Origin of the sequence: Mangrovibacterium lignilyticum (assembly GCF_010882175.1) — a bacterium.
In the GTDB taxonomy this organism is placed as follows: domain Bacteria; phylum Bacteroidota; class Bacteroidia; order Bacteroidales; family Prolixibacteraceae; genus Mangrovibacterium; species Mangrovibacterium lignilyticum.
On sequence record NZ_WKLH01000001.1, the window covers coordinates 1,403,071 to 1,419,872 of the forward strand.

A 16,802-nucleotide genomic window follows, 5' to 3' on the forward strand; every position below is an offset into this window, starting at 1 on the left:
CATGCGAAAAATAAGCTTAAACCTCCTTTTGCTAGTCGCGCTTTTCACGGGAATTGGTTATTTGCTTCCCAACGAAGTCAAAGTAGAAAAGATAATCCGCATTCAAGCCCCGATAACTGAGGTCTACCAGCAAGTTAACAATCTAAAAAACTGGGACAAATGGTCAGGAATGGTTCCCCTCGACAGCGCAATGAACCTGGAATTTATAGCGACAAAGCAAGGCGATACCGGATTTTGTTGGAAAACAACCGGAATGAACCCACAAAAACGCCGCCTGTTGGTTACCGGCACTTCCTGGTGTGACTCGCTGAGCGCCAAAATGAGTTTCAATAAAGATGATATTGCAAGCAGCTGCTTCCACTTTTCCGAAAATGACGGAACAACTGTGGTCAGTTGGGTTTTCCGAACCAAACTGAATAACGACCTGATTAGCCGGTGGAGCGGACCATTTATTCACAATTTGATTGCACCGGATTTAAACCACGGACTCACGAAACTGAAAACAATCAGCGAAGAACAAAACAACGATTCCAGCCCCCAATATTCTGAGCTTTAGCCCAATTGTAAAACATTACCGGGGTTCGCATTTTGCCATCATATTGAACAAAATTGAAAGGCAGGTCGTTTTAAGTGAAGATTAACTAAAAAACCACTCACCTTTAAAATCGAACAGATGAAAACCCTGAAGAAAATCCTTACGGCAATTGCGGTGCTACTCCTTTTGTTTGTGATCATTGCCTGGTTTCTACCCCAAACCGTTGAGATCAAGCGCCACATCACAATCGACGCTCCGGTTCGCGTTGTTTACAACCAAATAAACGATTTGCACAGTTGGCAAAAATGGGCAGTCTGGAACCAAATTGATCCGGATATGAAAACGACCTACCATCAACTGGGTATTGGCGAAGGTGCCGGATATGATTGGGAAAGTGAACATGAACAGGTTGGACACGGGTCGTTAAAAATCCGTAGCTCCGTTCCATATGATTCAATCCTGGTAGATCTGGATTTCGGAGAGAAAGGTGTTGCAGAAAGTCCTTTTTACTTTTCAGAGGAAAACAACCAGACGTCGGTCGTCTGGAGCTTCAAAACAGATCTGGGCATGAACCCGCTACACCGTTGGATGGGTCTGCTTTTTGATTCGATGATTGGTCCCGATCTGAGAAAAGGCCTGGAAAATCTGAAAGTCGTCGCGGAAACAATTTGGCAGGAAAAACAGCCGTTGGTGGAACTCCAAACACTTCCGGATATGAACTATATCAGCGTTCGCGGAAATGTTGTTTTTTCAATGATCTCGGCAGAAATGGCTCGCATGTATGGCGATCTCTACGGGTTGATTCAAAAAGACGGTTTGCAAATGACCGACATGCCTTTTGCGATTTACCACAAAATAGACGGTGACATGATTGATCTGGAATGCGGCATTCCTGTCGCTGAAAAGATTGATAGTACCGATAAAATCCATGCAGGAACGATGGTTAGCCGCACTTACGTTGAAGCTGACCACATCGGCTCCTACAACACCTTGAGACAAACCCATGAGTTTATTCAGAAATGGCTGAAGGATCACCAGATTACGCTGGCCGGCTCTCCAATGGAAAAATATTTGACTGATCCGTACGAAGTAACCGATACCGCACAGTGGATCACTGCTGTCTTTTATCCGGTAGTTGTGCAATAAGCCAACGCAGAGGGCCTGGAAAACAGACTTGAAATCGACTGGCGACGAACTTCGTTTTTTCGCAGCCATTTTGATCCGCTTATCCATGCCCTTTGCCCTTCTCTAGTCAACTACCCGACTGTCCAGGAACTTTCTTATCCAACTCAGCTCGCCATGCTCAACTCGAAGTTTCGCCAACAACGAGTGGAATTGCACCTCATCTTCATTTTCGAAATAAGCCTTCAGCAAAAATAGCTGAACCATCATCTCAAACCAGTCACAATCGCCAACTTCTTGCCGATGTAATAACTCCAGGCTCTTTTGATAATATTCAATCGCTTTCTCTTTATCACGTCCTAAAAGACGAGGTTTATAGAAAAGCATATTCGCTTTTTCAAACCAAAGGAGCGGCTCGTCCTCCGATAGTTTTTGAGCTTTTCGGATAGCCGACTGATGCTTCGGATATAAAATCGGAGCCTGAACCATCGACAAGGCAATTTGATAGGAATGGAAGCAGGCATCCAGGCAATAAAAAGCAGCAACATCCGGGTATTTCGTCCGAAGTTTCTCAAGCTGAACGAATGCTTTTTCCAATTCATCGCGCGCCTCATCTTCCAATCTGTTTCCCAAATAAAAACCTGCCACACCATAACGAGCCAAAAGAATCTCCTTTTGCCAAACCACTGAAGAGTCCTTCATACTTTCCATTTCCTGAATTATTGCCGGCCAACGCTGCATTTCATCATTCACATAAGTCTGGTAAAGCCGACATTCCAGATCAGCCTGATTGGGCTGTCCCAAAACTTCAAAGAGAAAGCAAAAATTAAGAAGGATGATCAAAAGCAAGCGCATAGCTATTCGCCCTCCGTTTTATGGATTGAATGATTTTTTTCGCGATACAGCTGCCACCAAGGAATACGCGGTATTTCGTGATGTTCCCAGTGGTAACCAAAAAAATAACAACTCAACATAGCCCACCAATGCGGTCCGTTTTGGCTACGGGCCCGATGGGGCTGCATCGTTTCCTCATGCGGTTTCCGATGTGGCAAATAGGTTCCGACAAAAAACAGTTGAAAGCTGGATAAAACTGCCGGGACAATCCAGAAAAGGACCAGCCGCGGAACTTCAACCCAAATTTTGAGCACGTTAAAGACAACTGCCATAAACACAAACTGCCAAATGGTCGCGTAACGCATCAAAAAAACGAACCACCAGACGAACACATTTTGCGAACGAATATAGTAATCGGGATCGTTTTCTGTAGCCGGAAACTGGTGATGTAAATAATGGTTCGTGCGCAATTTACGGAATGAAAGCCCTGCAAAAAAGAGGGAGGCCAGCCAACCGAAAAAATCGTTCACCCGCCGATTCGAACTTACTAATCCATGCATGGCATCGTGCCCCGTGATGAATAAGCCAGTGTACAAATAGGCCTGCAGCAGGACGTGAAAATAACTCCAGCCTGAAGTTAGGGCGAGCGGCGAATATAGCAAGCTCCATACGAGATGGAATGCCCAACACAGCAAAATCACAATGGCTATAAAAACTCCCATCACAGCAAATTCAAACTAAAATTCAACACTAAAAAGAAGATAAATTGGCACATAATAATCCAAACAGCGAGTTGGTTCCGGAGGTTCAGTTTCAAAAAATTCATACCGGCAAATAAAAAAAAGGAGACCAAAAACCAATCAAGGTAATTTTTAAAAGGAATGTGCCCATCCTGCCAACTCCAAATATTGAGCTGAGTAGCTACCGGTTCCATCACAAAATCGAACGCAACCATTAGAGCAGCACCAACAACCGGCAGTCTCCATTGCAAACGAAACCGCGATAACAACACATAAATACCGTAGCACAATACCAACCAATTGGCTCCGATGAGCAAGGGCGTCTCCCAAACCTTAATTCCTAACACAGGACCGTATTTATAATTTCCGAAAAGCAGCCCGGTACGCGTTCCCAACAGTTCGGCTCCAAATCCAATCAACACAACAATAACGATACTCAGGAGAGTTTTGACCGACCAGTGCTCCTGAAACCAAAGCAGCAAAACCACCGACAAACATAAATTCAATGGACTAAGCTCAGCAAAAAGTTCCCGGCTTGCAGGCATACTAAAGCCGACAATCCCAACCAAATACAGGATGGCTATTACAGCTCGGGCCGCGACTACAAGTTTACTTCTCTCAGGCATAGCCACCCTCCTTCTCACCCACCAAGTCACCAACAATTTTTGCAGATGCCAGACACAATGGAATACCACCTCCCGGATGCACACTGCCACCCACAAAATAAACCCCCGGCAATTCGTTTCTAAAATTCGGATGGCGACGAAAGGCCGAAAACATACTGTTTGAGCTGGCCCCATAAATGGCTCCCCCTACCGACGCTGTTTTTCTTTCAATACCAGGCGGGTCCCAAACTTGCTCTGAAACAATATTGGCTCCTACCGGCTGCTCCAGTAATCGTTCCAATTTCTGAATAATCTGCGTTCGAACCTGATTTCGTATATCCGCCCAATTCTGCCCAATATCAGCCGGAGCATTCACCATCACAAACCAATTCTCCATACCATCGGGAGCATCCTCCGCATTTAGCTTGCTGCTAACATACACATAAACCGTCGGGTCGTCGCTTATCGTTTTTTGCTGAAATAAACAGTCGAACTCGGTCTTATAACTTTTACTGAAGAAGATATTGTGCAAATCCAATTGCGAATACTGCTCCTTCATTCCCCAATAAAAAATCAATGCCGAGCTCGACGGATCATCTTGCCTCAGCTTCTTGAAACGACCGGAATCGGCCAACAGCGTTTCGTAAAAATAATGAATATCAACATCGCTCACCAGCAAATCAAAATCCCGTTGCTGTCCATCAATCATCAAGGTTTTAGGTCCTTGTTTACCAGCCAGAACCAGCTCGACAGGCGTTGAAAAATGAAACTGAACAGCCAACCGTTCTGCTTGCTGCTGCAACACCTCAACAATCGCGTACATCCCCTTCTCCGGGAAATAAGCACCCAAATTATGCTCCAGGTGAGCAATCACCTGCAAGGTCGCGGGAGCCGCGAAAGGATTGGAACCGTTGTAAGTTGCAAATCGGTCGAATAGTTGAATGATCCGCGGATCTGAAAACGCAGAACTATTTTTAGTGTGAAAATTGGACGTTGCCTGTATCCGTGGCAATTGCAATGCCCTTTTGAGATTTCCGAGTGTCAACAACTTTTTTAAACGATGAAGCGAATTGAAGATAAAGACGGGCGACGTGATCCTGTATATTAAAGCCGCTTTCTTCAAATAACGCAAAACAGCTGATTGAGAATCGGATGATTTTTCCGCAACTTCAGCGGCGAAACGCTCCGGATCGGCAAAAGCATTAATGACAATTCCATCTTCGTAAAAATAACGAGTCACCACCTCAAGCTTTCGGATTGGAATGCGCAAATCGTCGTCGAGCAGTTCATACAGCAAGTGTGGCAACGTGAACAATGACGGTCCTGTGTCGAACCGAAATCCATCCAAGCTGAACTCATTTAACTTTCCTCCTGCATTTCCAGCTTGCTCAAAAACATCCACATCCCAACCCGATCGCGCCAATCGAATGGCAACCGCTAAACCCGCTATTCCGGCCCCGATGATCCCGGCATTTTTCATGCTTTTTCTTTTCATTAATAACTAATTAAACACTCTCATCTAAAAAATTCCTCATCTAAGTAAAACTTTTTCATACTTATTTGTTTAATATTTTAGATCATCCATTAAACAAATGAAACAAAAAGCACTGATTATTGGAACGGGATTGGCCGGTCTATCCACCGCTCTTCGCCTTACAACTGACGGATACGAGGTTGAAATGGTTGAAAAATACTATCAACCTGGCGGACGACTCAACTTACTTGAAAAAGATGGTTTCAAATTCGACATGGCCCCCACTTTTTTCAGCATGAGCTACGAATTCAAGGAACTGGCCAACTATTGCAAAATTGATATGCCATTTGAATTTGTTGAATTAGATCCGCTCTATGCGGTTCATTTTGAGGGCGACAAACGATCGTACCTGATCTACAAAGATTTAAAAAAACTTGCTGAAGAATTCAAGGAACTGGAGGTAGGACTGGAAAAGAAATTACGCCGCTTTTTGGAAGCCGCAGGAGAAATATTCCACGACACGGAGAATATTGTCATCAAGCAAAATTTCGACAGTTTGCTCGGATACTTGCTTCAACTCACTCGCGTACCAGTCAAGCATGCCCCAAAAATGTTCCGCTCAATGTGGACTGAGATGGAGAAAAACTTCGATTCGTTCGAAGTGAAAGTCATCTTCTCGCTGGTCGGATTTTTTCTGGGCTCAACACCTTTCGACACCCCCGCGGTCTATTCAATGCTGAACTACACCGAGCTGGTACACGATGGTTATTACAACGTAAAAGGCGGCATGTATAAAATTGTGGAAGGATTGGTGAAAGAACTGAAGAAAAGAAATGTTAAAATGCACTTCAACGTGGAGATTGACCGGTTTGAAGAGCAAAAAGGCAAGCTAAAATCCTTCACAGATACCAACGGCAAAAAATGGAACGCAGATGTTTTTGTTGTTAATGCCGATGCCGCTTCGTTCCGGGGACAGGTCCTTCAACGTAAAAAATATACACCCGAAAAACTCGACAGCAAAAAGTGGACGCTCGCTCCACTGACCATCTACCTGGGGCTCGATACAAAAGTCAACAACATGTATCACCATAACTATTTTTTAAGACGAAATTTCGAAGAGTACGCCCATAAAATTTTCAAAAACAGCATCAAGTTAGACAAACCGTATTACTACGTCAACATTCAATCGATGCACAATCCCGGCTATGCACCACCAGGTAAAGAAAGTGTTTTCATTCTTTGCCCGGTTCCTGATTTGCGCTACAAGGCCGACTGGCAGGACGCGGAACGCATTGCCGACGCGATTGTGCAAGACATGAGCGAACGTACCGGTTTCGATTTCAATTCGCACACCGAGACTAGGGTTGTGTATGATCCTCAGCAATGGGAAAGCATGTTCAACCTTTATCGCGGAAGTGGGCTTGGCCTGGCTCACGACCTGAACCAGGTTGGTGGCTTTCGTCCTTCGAACAAGGACGAAAAGCTAACCAACTTGTATTACACCGGTGCATCAACTGTTCCCGGAACAGGGTTGCCGATGACCGTAATTTCCTCACGTTTAGTAACCGAACGAATTTTGAAAGACCATGGAACTTTATCGTAAAAACAACCTGGACTGCAGTCGGATTACGACTAAAAACTACAGCACCTCATTTTCACTTGGGGTGCGGATGCTCAACCCGAAATATCGCACAGGGATTTACAGCATCTACGGTTTTGTCCGCTATGCGGACGAAATTGTTGACACCTTTATTGAGCAGGACCAGCGAACAATTTTCGATGAATTTACCCGGGAAACATGGAAAGCCATTGATCGGGGATTCAGCATCAACCCGATTATCGACAGCTTTCAGGAAGCAGTTCGACACTTTGGCATTGATCATCACCTGATCAAAGCTTTTCTGAAAAGTATGGAAATGGACCTTTACGAAAATGCCTATGATCCGAACCAACTGGAAACCTACATTTACGGCTCTGCCGAAGTGGTTGGGTTAATGTGTTTGCGGGTATTCTATTTTGATGAGCCTGAAAAGTATGACCAACTCATTGAGCCGGCACGAAAACTGGGAGCAGCCTTCCAAAAGGTGAATTTTCTGCGCGATGCTCAGGATGATTTCGAGAACAAAGGGCGGATTTATTTCCAGGATATCGATTTCAACAATTTCGATCTGGAAACAAAAAAACAAATTGAACAGGAGATTGAACAAGATTTCAGAGAGGCCTATCAAGGAATCAAAGCATTAAAAAAGGAAGTTCGTTTCGGTGTTTACCTTGCATACATTTATTACCTTCGCCTCTTCAGGAAGATCAGGCGTGCCTTGCCCGTTGATATTTTAAAACAGCGGTACCGGGTTTCCAATCCCAAGAAAATGTATCTCTTGGCGAACGCTTATTTGAAGAACGCTTTTAACATTTTGTAGATGCAGGCAGCACAATTTACTTATGCCGGTCTTTTGCTGGCGACCCTGGCCATACCTTTGGCTCTAAGTTTTGACAAAAAAGTACATTTTTACACCAACTGGAGATATGTGTTTCCGTCAATTTTCATAACCGGGTTGATATTTATTCTCTGGGATATTCGGTTCACAAAAGTTGGAATCTGGAGTTTTAGCCCCGATTACACGCTGGGCTTTTCATGCTGGGGCTTGCCGATTGAAGAATGGGCGTTTTTTATCATCATTCCCTATTCGTGTTTATTCATCTACGAGGTTTTAAAAGCTTACATTCCTGCCTTTGACAAAGGAAATTTATTTGCGGCAGTCAGCCTCGGACTACTCGTTATTTTCGCTGCAATTTGCTACTTCAACCGATCACACGCTTACACTTTTTTCAATTTCCTATTTCTAACGGTTTACCTGGGGTACACGGTTTTCCGAAACCGCTTCAAGCAACACCTAACCAAGTTTTACCTGACGTTCCTGATTGGGTTAATTCCATTTCTCATCATCAACGGTGTATTGACTGCCTTACCGGTGGTTGAATATCACCCCGATCACATCATGAATATCCGGTTTTTGAGTATTCCCTTTGAAGATTTTGGCTATTTCTTCTTGATTCTGTTGATGAATTGCACCATTTATGAAACCTTGAAAGAGGGCCGGTTCTTTTAGCTTAAGGTAGTGCTTGAAACCCCGGGAAGACAAACAAAAAGGTGAATCCCGTCTTCATTCAGACCAGTTTCACCTTCAAAATATTATTGATTAAAATTTATTTTGCCACCGCGATTTTAGCAACCAGCTTCTTCACCGGAGCCGACTCATCAACCTTAATACAGGGACGATGAACATCTTCGGGGAAAAACAGGAAAAAAGCTTCAGGCGTTGCCATGTGTAAATCGCCATCGTTTTCACCATAAAAAATCAAATCTTTCTGCTCATTATACTCCATGGCATTTTGAGCCTCGCTCAACGGGAAGATCCCCATCTTCTCTTCACCTGAAATCACATATTGCAGGTCAATATACTTTTTGTGGGCTTCCCACTTGGCATTCTCCGGCTCCTTGGTATCATATTCTGAGATCATCGCAAAAGCCTGATCACCTGCCAAAGGATATTTACCAACTTCCAGCGCTGAAAGATCTTGTTTCATAAACTCGAAAACCGCCTTCCAGGCCTCGGTATTCGCTTGATATTGCTTGTAAAATTCATCAATATTAACCGATTCGTGAGCGGCCACACTAATACCTTCAGACCAGCTCCCTGCTGCAAACCATTCTTTCGTAGTACTCATTTTTGGTGTTTTAATTTTCAACCAAAATTAGGCAATGTTTCATCAATCCGGAGCAAATTAGCTTCGGGAAATTCAATTAAAAACCAAGGAATCGTTAATAAATTCTAAAATCAAACTAATAGCCAGCATCTTATAAAATATTTTTCTGATATTTGAGTTGTTGCATTTAAAAAGATAGGAGATTTGTCGGGTATGAGTTTTGCAGCCATCTTAAAATTATTTCACGTTTATTTATTAGCCACTGTTAAGTATTTTTTGACCTTTCCGTATTCCATGCTGATTGGTCTTAATTTTTTGCAGACGCTGATCACCGTCACGATTGGCGGAATCACAGGTTTCTACTTTTTCTATTACTTAAGTGGATATCTGATCCGTTTTTACCAAAATCACCACGGAACAGTGTTGTGTGCACTGAAAAATTATACCCGGATTGATCTGTGTCATCTCATAAACAAGAACCCAGCTGTAGTAACCGTCAAGGTAAACCGAAAAATGCGTTTGATTGTAAAACTCCGGGCGAAATACGGTTTCTGGGGCATTATCATCATGACTCCATCTCTGTTAAGCATGCCGATCGGGGCATTTCTACTGAATAAATATTATTCTCGCCAAAAAAATACCGTTGCCTACATGACCCTTTCTATTTTAGGGTGGGCGCTGCTGTATTCATCGATCTTCATTATTTTCCCGAAGCCGTTGTGAAACCGCAATTTGATTAAGTTGAAGTAATTTACGGTCAGCAACCTGCCAGTCCGGTTTTTCCAGATCATCGGCATCCAGCCAGCAAAAATTCGTATGTTCATCAAGCACTATTACTCCATTTTGAATGGAACAGACAAACGGATGCAGCCGAATTTGTTTGATGCCGTAGTCGTGGCAAACGGGGAACAAATAAGCTTCAACAACTACCGAAACCGCCAACTCTTCCACTATCTCCCGCTTAATGCAAGCAACTGCGCTTTCACCGGGTTCGATTTTTCCTCCCGGAAATTCCCACTCTCCCGGATGATCTGAATCGGCTCCCCGCTGAACGGCCAACAAACGGTTATTACAAACAATTAAAGCACAACAAACGTCAATCATAAACTTTCGGCCTTGGTGTAAATGCTTAAATTTATGCTTTCATTTCAAAATACGGCCATGACTTCAGCTGAAATTCAAGAACTCTTAAGGAATTGGGAAAACAGTGAACTCCTCTTTTCCCATTTTGCGAACCAGCCCAAAGACTTTGAAAAATTATTGCAGCTTGTTTTCGACGATAGCCAGGCAATAAACTGGCGCGCCGCATGGATTTTAGACCACGTAAACGACCGAAACAGCCTTTTGGTCGGTATATACCTCCCCCGTATTATAGAAGCGGCTCTACAAAGCAAAAACGCTTCGAAATTGCGCCATTATTTGAAAATCATCAGTACACACCCAATTCCTACTGAATCAGCAGGCTTTTTATTCGATCGTGCTACAGCTATTTTTACTGATGCAGAATGTCCGATTGCCGTCCGTGTGCATGCCATGCAGGTTTTATATGAAATCTCCCAAATGGAACCGGATCTTAAATCCGAACTCATCCAATTAATCGAACATGAAATGGAATTTCACCCATCAGCAGGGATCAAATCGCGGGGAAAACGACTTCTTAAACGCCTCAACACTCAAATCCGATCCTGATTTCAAAATCGACAGATTTTTTTTGAAATTGTATTTCATTCATTTTCAATATACCTTTCAAAAAAACATGCTGTCCAACCTAAAAAACTTCAAAAAAGTATTTTGGGAATTGAAAAATTTTATACTTTTGCCGCTGTCTTTAAACAAAAGACAATAATGATTGACCCGTGGTGTAATTGGCAACACGTCTGGTTTTGGTCCAGAAGAGTCCAGGTTCGAGCCCTGGCGGGTCAACAAAAAGAGCTGATTTTCAGCTCTTTTTTTTTGCTTGCACCCGAATTTGCACCCCTTGTTATTAAAAATTGCCTCATCCGGCATATACCTTTACCCAAAAAGAAATATCAACGGGACCACTTATTTCTTCCCCGTTCCAGCAGATTACTTTCATTGCTATTTTGTATATTTAACTAATAATCACCAAGCTATAATCCAAAGTCTGCATGTTTAATCGGATTGAGAAAAACTTATTGCAAGTCGCCAATGGCCTTAACAATATAAACCAGGAAGCAAAAGAAAGATTGGTTAAAACCATTAAAGACCATTTCGAAGCAATGAGAACAATTAATCGGATTCTTATAATAGGGATCGTACTTTGGATATTGCTACTTAGATACTCCAATGATACAAACAACGTAATTCCTCTGTTTGGAGTCATGTTCATTTTGGGGTACTATGCATTAATCGCAAAAAACCGAGACATCAAGAAAGCGATTCGTCATTTATCTGACGACAACGATTATTACAAGAACAAGCCTCACTTACATAAATCAACATACGAATACGATTCAGAAATCAGAAAACTACTTGGTTGGGACAATTCCGAATGGCGACGATGACAAAAACCACCAACTATACGGTAATGCCCGTGTAATCCCGCCCTTTTCCATCGCTAATAACTAGGATGCAACATACTTTTATTGATAAACCTGGCAGCCATTTTCCCCGACCATCAAGACAAACATCAAGCAACGCTAACGGTGCATCGGCACCCCACTGGCTTACTACTCTACGGGGAAAACCCCACCAAATAAATAGATATCATCCCCTTGGGGCCTATTAATAAGCTGACACATTATAGAAACCAATATGGTCAACAACGCATTAAAACAGTGATTTAACACAAAAAACTAACAATCATGGCAACCTCTAAGTTGAGACCACTAATTGAGAGCCGAATGGCCCGAACGGCAATCGAACACCTAAACGAGACGAACCCTGATTATCTGCGGGCTATGTTTAAGGACAATCCCAAGGAACTAAAAGACCAAATTGAGCAAAAAGTAATGATCGCTTTCGACTTGAAGGAAAGGTATTTAAAAACAGGCATGAGCAACGATCAAGTGATGGAACTATTAAACCTATACCTCGCAGATCCTGAAGAATTACCGCTAGAAGACATAAACGAAATTAGTCAGGCAAAAATCAGCCATATGATAAAGAAGATGGCAAACCTGAAGTAACATGCCGCTATAACCAAAGCGGGAGCAAGGCGATATCGTGCTGATACTAAAAGCCACCGATAAGACTATCGAGTTCCTTAAAAATAGCTTCAACTATTGATTCTGCATCTGTCTTCCCAAGATCTATGTCAGCAATTTTTTTGGTTCCTAACCAGGGATTTTTCGGGGGTGAAAACTTCAACTTTTGCAGTAGCTGCTCATAATCACGCCTGAACGCAAGAGAGTTATTCCAATCGCCTCCTGCTTTTGATGCGCTGCGAAGGCCTATATAGCGGCCGCCTGAGGATGTAATTATAAATTCAAGTTTATCATCTCCACGCCCTTCAAAATGAATACGAACAGTCTTGTCTCCCTTCTCGGATAACCTGAGGGTGCTGTTGTTTCCCGTAAAGCGAGAACTTCGTCCGATAACTTCTATTACTTCAGCTAGTGTTTCCTTTGTAATGCTTGTACAGCGTGCTCCATCAGCACCAAAAAATTGATCAGACGTATAGATGCTCGTGTTTTCAACGAAATTACTTAACAAGGCTTTCGATCTAGGCCTTTTGTGCTGCACATTAAGGTATCGGGGGTGATAGAATGGGTTCTTATCAAACTCATCGTGTAAATACGCATTATTCTTTTTTACATAGTCAAAAATGCGTGATGCCTTATCCCGAAGTTCAACTCCACTAGATTTACCTGCGCTACCCCAGCCGAGATATACAGGCTTATCTCGAAACAACTGCACGTCCTCCTCTAGCGAGAACAAGTGTTTACTTTGCATGTTTTGAAAGCTGTTCAGAGCCTCTCCCAAATGTTGGTTTCGCAAGTTGAATAGGTTCAATAACTGAATTACACCATTCAGCTTTTTCTGGCTATCTGCTTTGACGTAATAACCATCGAATATTTTTGTTATCCACCCCATTGTTGGATCTGGACGGAATTCATACCAATCATTGGTGTATCCTGTCCCCAGGAAAGAACAGATCTCACTGAGCTTTGAGCCTTTGATAGGCTCCTCTGTTATGGGTGCAGCACTTCCAGGGTTAATAAGAACTGCACTTCCAATGAGATCCCAACTATTCCCAAGTTGAATTAAAGTTGTTCGACGAAAGTTAAAATTGTCTTCTGAGAAGTATCTTGCAAAGACACGCATAGTGGAGGTTTTAGTTGTTGTTGTTGTTGAAGGTTAAAGGTTAAAGGTTAAAGGTACCATTAATGCAGCCAAATTGATTCTATTTTTATGACAGTTGTGTTTAACTCTTCTCGGTCACCGTCCAGCTGGCGCAATTCAATACACCGCCATATTCAGCAATCCAGCATGCATTGTAAGGAACAACTTGATGCGAGCGACCAAATAACTTGTTCATGACCTCCAAGGCTTTCACATCTTCTTTTTGATCAAACTGCGATACAACAATCAAGTTACCCACATGGAGGTAATTGATGTAAAGCCCGATGGCATTCCCTTGGTCCATTTCAACAGTGCATGGAATATCATGGTAGGCCAGGTTATGAGCTGAAAGTATTGCTAATACTTGCTTTAACCACTCTTTCTCCGGCTCTTCGTGGGTATCGTTCAGCAGCACAGCTTTATCGTCCACAAAACGAATTAAACCATCCGCATGGCCGGTTGCCTCATTGGGGTATGCCGGTATCACAATCACCTTACATTGCAGGTCTTTTTCCAGCTCAGCAATCACGTCTCCATCAGAATTAAATTGATAGCGGTTGTCGGCTATTATCTTGTCTGTAACGATCACTTTATCGCTTGCCTTAGCCAAGTTTCCCCCATCTAGAACGAGTCGGCTAAAACGCGGCAAAGCCAGTTTGTTAACCGCATTTATTACGACCGGGTTGATGATGCTCCAAACTTGATTACCGTTGTAATAGTCCACCGGGCGAAATACAAACCGCACATAGTCATTGTCTGCAACTTGTACTGGCATGTAATCTCGACAATAATAGTCTTCATCTGTTGTGGAGATGAGGAGTTTTACCTGTTATCCGGCACCTTCGATAATTGACTGTAACTCGTCAAATCGCTCTTGGTTCTCTTCGGGCCATAAGTTCGAGAAGTATACCGTGTTGTAGACAGAGTCTTTTTTCATACACACATTATTTTGTTTTAATACTATTACCCACGCTCAATTAACTTTAATCTCGGATCATACCATAAGGTGAAACTTTCCCTTCCGTCAAAAAGAGGTACAATGCATTAATGCAGTTTACTTCACTATCATAATAATGAACACGAGTCATCCACGTAGGTAGTAGATCTTTTTCTTTGAAGTAGTAATGTTCGTAAACTATATTGTTACGGACGATTCCAATTTTGCCATCTGAAAATCGGACCGTTATCTCCATGATCTCATCAGAGTACGCAACTCTTGAAACTGACCATGAAACCTTGATCCTTTCATCATTTGTCGTATTTTTTCCTCCCGAGCTGTTTTCTGGGTTTGAATCTAATATTGAAGGAAAATCGTGTCTTAGCTTTGGATCGCTTGCTGTTTTCTCTTTTTCTCTGTTAGACGAAATCTTATCAACGTAAGTATTTACCAAAAAATCTCGAACCTCTTCAATCGAATTTAATGGCACTGGGATTTTATCTTCATTATACAGAATCACATACTCGTCAGCGCTGTCAACCTTTAAAGCCAGTATCTTTTCATCGAAAAACCCATGCTTAAACAAAAAGCACTCTTCTCCTTGATCAATTAGGATAGAGTTATTACCAAGATACTCCCACTTGGCTTTTTGTACTCGACCATTCACTGATAATAGTAGATCGTTGTTTTGTCGAAAAATATACACTGTTTTTGAGTTTTGCAACTCATCAACAGTCACCCAATGTTGATTGACAAGTAGTGCTGTCTCGTCCAACTTTTTCGAGTAGCGTTGCAGTTTTGGAAAAATATCTAAGAAGAATGTTTTCATTGATTAGTAATTAATGGCATAAATATCGAATACACTCTATGTTGTCGAATTTTGAACAAAACCTATTGTTATCCTAAAATCGCCCATACTTCCTGAAGGCCTGTATAGTTTGATATATGAGTAGTCCTACAATCAGCCTTACAAGAATGTCTGTGGCATACGACCAAGAACCAGAGTATACTTCCATGAATTCGATGTCGTGGGCAGGATTAGTGAACTGTAAATAGTAACCAATAACCTTACCAACAGACATAAATGTATCTGATAGCGTCGTATCCAGTGTAGGTATGATTGGACGACTAGATAGCAAAAGCCAGTAAACAATAAAGCCCAGTACTGAGATACCGAACAGCCAACCCAACCCTCTTCGCCAGCTAAGTCCGTAGTTATTTGACAACCGGTTAAAACCTGTAATAAATCGGTCATTTTCATACCATTTACAGCCATTGTCGCGCAGTTCTATCCGATATGCTTCCATTTCCAGAGCATGATATGCCAGCGCTTGTATTCGGTTATTTTGCTTTAACGACTCGTGCTTTAATATGCGGTAGGTTTCTCTCTTTTGGTAGTGAGTAACTGTTTTCCAGTCATCGTTTTGATCGATGTCGTAGTTCAGAGGTGCCGACACAGATACGAAGCCTTTAGTGTCTATATTGAGTCCGAATAATTCCAAAAAACCATCGCTAATAAAATTTATGTAGGCCATGTTTACCCCACCGTTAAAAGCAGTCTCTCTCAAAATCATGTTCTTCGCTACTTTGGCATAATGAAAGACAACCGCAGCGGAAAAGACAGCTTTTGAGAATACAGCTGTTTCAAGAAAGTCTGTTTTGTAAAAGCGAGTTTCGGCATTGAATCGAGTGTTGTAAAAATCCACTAAGCCTTCAAATTTTGTGTTTTCGAAGGTGCATTCGGGGAAATGTCTGTGGTAAAATATTACTTTCTTTTTGAAGGTGGTGTCCTTAAAGCTGCAATTCATAGGGTGATAATATGGCATTTCCGTTTTGTCCCGATATGAATCAGTTAAACGAAAGTCAGCAGCGTCTTCAAAGGTGCACCTGACAAACTCTACTTTATCCCCAAATACGGTATTCTCAAAACTCACGTACTTATTAAATGTACAACCAATAAACTTAACACTTTGTCCAAACTTAGCATCGTAAAAGTCAACTGTACCTTCAAATGTAACACCCGAGAACATGACAACATCATTGAAGATTGTCTTGTTAAATTTGACATCTTCTTCTATCGTTGCTCCGTAGTGTGTAAACTCCTTTTCAAAAAACGAATCAGTGATTCGCAGTTGACCTACAATGTCAGTACCCTCAAAATCAAGTTTACATTTGAACAGGCACTTCAAAGCAGTGAAGCTCTCTACAAGTTCCTGAGTAAGGAAGTCGTATTGATCAGTTATGATTCTATTCTCATAGTAGGGGGTATTTATAAACACAGACACTTCTTCAGCGGCACCGTTGTAGCTCTCTCGTTTTTGTTTGATTAGTTCATACAATGGGAGTAGTGAAGGACCTTTGGGGTGATATGCTTTAGAGTTAACGCTCATTGTTCAAAAATTATTTACCGGTACTATTAAAATTGTTTGATGTTTACTCTCGCGCATTAACTACTTCTCCCCCCCTAGTACCTCCTTCAAACAACACTGCATCAGTTCCTCCATTTGCTGGGTACTACGCTCTATTTCCTGCTCCAACCGGT

18 protein-coding genes and 1 tRNA gene are annotated in these 16,802 nt (G+C 42.2%); 9 read left to right on the forward strand and 10 right to left on the reverse strand.

Features of this window, described 5'->3' with window-relative positions:
* The first annotated feature begins 1 nt into the window (after position 1).
* Positions 2–556 (forward strand): SRPBCC family protein, encoded by a 555-nt coding sequence (locus GJV22_RS05675; RefSeq protein WP_163709929.1) that lies wholly within the window; start codon positions 2–4, stop codon positions 554–556.
* Positions 557–673: 117 nt separating this feature from the next.
* Positions 674–1,681: an SRPBCC family protein gene (locus GJV22_RS05680; RefSeq protein WP_163709932.1), complete on the forward strand. Its 1,008-nt coding sequence runs from the start codon at positions 674–676 to the stop codon at positions 1,679–1,681.
* Positions 1,682–1,783: 102 nt separating this feature from the next.
* Here the strand turns inward: GJV22_RS05680 and GJV22_RS05685 are convergent, their stop codons facing one another.
* From GJV22_RS05685 to crtD, 4 genes are read right to left on the reverse strand one after another with little or no spacing between them, the layout of a single operon-like run.
* Positions 1,784–2,512, reverse strand: coding sequence for a hypothetical protein (locus tag GJV22_RS05685; protein WP_163709935.1), 729 nt, complete (start codon positions 2,510–2,512; stop codon positions 1,784–1,786).
* Positions 2,513–2,514: 2 nt separating this feature from the next.
* Entirely contained in the window at positions 2,515–3,213 is a 699-nt protein-coding gene (locus GJV22_RS05690; protein WP_163709938.1) for a fatty acid desaturase, read from the reverse strand.
* The gene (locus tag GJV22_RS05695) at positions 3,213–3,857 is read right to left on the reverse strand and encodes a carotenoid biosynthesis protein (RefSeq protein ID WP_163709942.1); all 645 of its coding nucleotides are present in this window, start codon (positions 3,855–3,857) and stop codon (positions 3,213–3,215) included. The genes GJV22_RS05690 and GJV22_RS05695 overlap by 1 nt, the downstream gene beginning before the upstream one ends.
* Complete coding sequence (gene crtD, locus GJV22_RS05700) at positions 3,850–5,331, reverse strand: 1-hydroxycarotenoid 3,4-desaturase CrtD (RefSeq protein ID WP_163709945.1); 1,482 nt, start codon at positions 5,329–5,331, stop codon at positions 3,850–3,852. The genes GJV22_RS05695 and crtD overlap by 8 nt, the downstream gene beginning before the upstream one ends.
* Positions 5,332–5,428: 97 nt before the next feature.
* Between crtD and GJV22_RS05705 the strand changes: the two genes are divergently transcribed.
* Genes GJV22_RS05705 through GJV22_RS05715 form a run of 3 tightly spaced genes read left to right on the forward strand, consistent with a single transcriptional unit; the run spans position 5,429 to position 8,420 of the window.
* Complete coding sequence (locus tag GJV22_RS05705) at positions 5,429–6,913, forward strand: phytoene desaturase family protein (protein ID WP_163709948.1); 1,485 nt, start codon at positions 5,429–5,431, stop codon at positions 6,911–6,913.
* A complete protein-coding gene (locus GJV22_RS05710; protein WP_163709951.1) occupies positions 6,897–7,730 on the forward strand; it encodes a phytoene/squalene synthase family protein in 834 nt (277 codons plus the stop codon). Before GJV22_RS05705 ends, GJV22_RS05710 begins: the two co-directional genes overlap by 17 nt.
* The gene (locus GJV22_RS05715) at positions 7,731–8,420 is read left to right on the forward strand and encodes a lycopene cyclase domain-containing protein (protein WP_163709954.1); all 690 of its coding nucleotides are present in this window, start codon (positions 7,731–7,733) and stop codon (positions 8,418–8,420) included.
* 97 nt (positions 8,421–8,517) lie between these two features.
* Here GJV22_RS05715 and GJV22_RS05720 read toward each other — a convergent pair whose 3' ends face one another.
* Positions 8,518–9,039 carry a YhcH/YjgK/YiaL family protein gene (locus tag GJV22_RS05720; protein WP_163709959.1) on the reverse strand — a complete coding sequence of 174 codons (522 nt, stop codon included), beginning with the start codon at positions 9,037–9,039 and terminating at the stop codon, positions 8,518–8,520.
* 192 nt (positions 9,040–9,231) lie between these two features.
* Between GJV22_RS05720 and GJV22_RS05725 the strand changes: the two genes are divergently transcribed.
* Positions 9,232–9,741 (forward strand): hypothetical protein, encoded by a 510-nt coding sequence (locus GJV22_RS05725; RefSeq protein ID WP_163709962.1) that lies wholly within the window; start codon positions 9,232–9,234, stop codon positions 9,739–9,741.
* On the opposite strand, the gene GJV22_RS05730 is transcribed toward GJV22_RS05725, so the two are convergent.
* Positions 9,706–10,122, reverse strand: a complete 417-nt coding sequence (locus tag GJV22_RS05730; protein WP_163709965.1) for a (deoxy)nucleoside triphosphate pyrophosphohydrolase — start codon at positions 10,120–10,122, stop codon at positions 9,706–9,708. The genes GJV22_RS05725 and GJV22_RS05730 overlap by 36 nt on opposite strands.
* Positions 10,123–10,179: 57 nt before the next feature.
* Here GJV22_RS05730 and GJV22_RS05735 point away from each other — a divergent pair, with 57 nt between their 5' ends.
* The 3 genes from GJV22_RS05735 (at position 10,180) to GJV22_RS05745 (ending at position 12,167) form a co-directional block, all read left to right on the forward strand.
* Positions 10,180–10,707 (forward strand): hypothetical protein, encoded by a 528-nt coding sequence (locus GJV22_RS05735; RefSeq protein ID WP_163709967.1) that lies wholly within the window; start codon positions 10,180–10,182, stop codon positions 10,705–10,707.
* A 161-nt stretch (positions 10,708–10,868) separates the two neighbouring features.
* Positions 10,869–10,941: transfer RNA gene (locus GJV22_RS05740), tRNA-Gln, on the forward strand.
* Positions 10,942–11,843: 902 nt separating this feature from the next.
* Positions 11,844–12,167 (forward strand): hypothetical protein, encoded by a 324-nt coding sequence (locus GJV22_RS05745; RefSeq protein ID WP_163709970.1) that lies wholly within the window; start codon positions 11,844–11,846, stop codon positions 12,165–12,167.
* A 46-nt stretch (positions 12,168–12,213) separates the two neighbouring features.
* Here the strand turns inward: GJV22_RS05745 and GJV22_RS05750 are convergent, their stop codons facing one another.
* The 4 genes from GJV22_RS05750 to GJV22_RS05765 form a co-directional block, all read right to left on the reverse strand.
* Complete coding sequence (locus tag GJV22_RS05750) at positions 12,214–13,305, reverse strand: hypothetical protein (RefSeq protein WP_163709973.1); 1,092 nt, start codon at positions 13,303–13,305, stop codon at positions 12,214–12,216.
* Positions 13,306–13,405: 100 nt separating this feature from the next.
* Entirely contained in the window at positions 13,406–14,137 is a 732-nt protein-coding gene (locus GJV22_RS05755) for an agmatine deiminase family protein (protein WP_262888212.1), read from the reverse strand.
* Positions 14,138–14,306: 169 nt separating this feature from the next.
* Entirely contained in the window at positions 14,307–15,089 is a 783-nt protein-coding gene (locus GJV22_RS05760; RefSeq protein ID WP_163709979.1) for a hypothetical protein, read from the reverse strand.
* A 73-nt stretch (positions 15,090–15,162) separates the two neighbouring features.
* Entirely contained in the window at positions 15,163–16,650 is a 1,488-nt protein-coding gene (locus GJV22_RS05765) for a pentapeptide repeat-containing protein (RefSeq protein ID WP_163709982.1), read from the reverse strand.
* Positions 16,651–16,802: the final 152 nt, after the last annotated feature.

Excerpts from the sequence above, each read along its gene's own strand:
- GJV22_RS05680 (WP_163709932.1), top strand. The coding sequence starts at position 674 with ATGAAAACCCTGAAGAAAATCCTTACGGCAATTGCGGTGCTACTCCTT.
- GJV22_RS05675 (WP_163709929.1), top strand. The coding sequence starts at position 2 with ATGCGAAAAATAAGCTTAAACCTCCTTTTGCTAGTCGCGCTTTTCACG.
- GJV22_RS05725 (WP_163709962.1), top strand. The coding sequence starts at position 9,232 with ATGAGTTTTGCAGCCATCTTAAAATTATTTCACGTTTATTTATTAGCC.
- GJV22_RS05710 (WP_163709951.1), top strand. The coding sequence starts at position 6,897 with ATGGAACTTTATCGTAAAAACAACCTGGACTGCAGTCGGATTACGACT.
- GJV22_RS05705 (WP_163709948.1), top strand. The coding sequence starts at position 5,429 with ATGAAACAAAAAGCACTGATTATTGGAACGGGATTGGCCGGTCTATCC.
- GJV22_RS05695 (WP_163709942.1), bottom strand. The coding sequence starts at position 3,857 with ATGCCTGAGAGAAGTAAACTTGTAGTCGCGGCCCGAGCTGTAATAGCC.
- GJV22_RS05690 (WP_163709938.1), bottom strand. The coding sequence starts at position 3,213 with ATGGGAGTTTTTATAGCCATTGTGATTTTGCTGTGTTGGGCATTCCAT.
- GJV22_RS05730 (WP_163709965.1), bottom strand. The coding sequence starts at position 10,122 with ATGATTGACGTTTGTTGTGCTTTAATTGTTTGTAATAACCGTTTGTTG.
- crtD (WP_163709945.1), bottom strand. The coding sequence starts at position 5,331 with ATGAAAAGAAAAAGCATGAAAAATGCCGGGATCATCGGGGCCGGAATA.
- GJV22_RS05760 (WP_163709979.1), bottom strand. The coding sequence starts at position 15,089 with ATGAAAACATTCTTCTTAGATATTTTTCCAAAACTGCAACGCTACTCG.
- GJV22_RS05720 (WP_163709959.1), bottom strand. The coding sequence starts at position 9,039 with ATGAGTACTACGAAAGAATGGTTTGCAGCAGGGAGCTGGTCTGAAGGT.
- GJV22_RS05735 (WP_163709967.1), top strand. The coding sequence starts at position 10,180 with ATGACTTCAGCTGAAATTCAAGAACTCTTAAGGAATTGGGAAAACAGT.
- GJV22_RS05685 (WP_163709935.1), bottom strand. The coding sequence starts at position 2,512 with ATGCGCTTGCTTTTGATCATCCTTCTTAATTTTTGCTTTCTCTTTGAA.
- GJV22_RS05745 (WP_163709970.1), top strand. The coding sequence starts at position 11,844 with ATGGCAACCTCTAAGTTGAGACCACTAATTGAGAGCCGAATGGCCCGA.
- GJV22_RS05750 (WP_163709973.1), bottom strand. The coding sequence starts at position 13,305 with ATGCGTGTCTTTGCAAGATACTTCTCAGAAGACAATTTTAACTTTCGT.
- GJV22_RS05765 (WP_163709982.1), bottom strand. The coding sequence starts at position 16,650 with ATGAGCGTTAACTCTAAAGCATATCACCCCAAAGGTCCTTCACTACTC.
- GJV22_RS05715 (WP_163709954.1), top strand. The coding sequence starts at position 7,731 with ATGCAGGCAGCACAATTTACTTATGCCGGTCTTTTGCTGGCGACCCTG.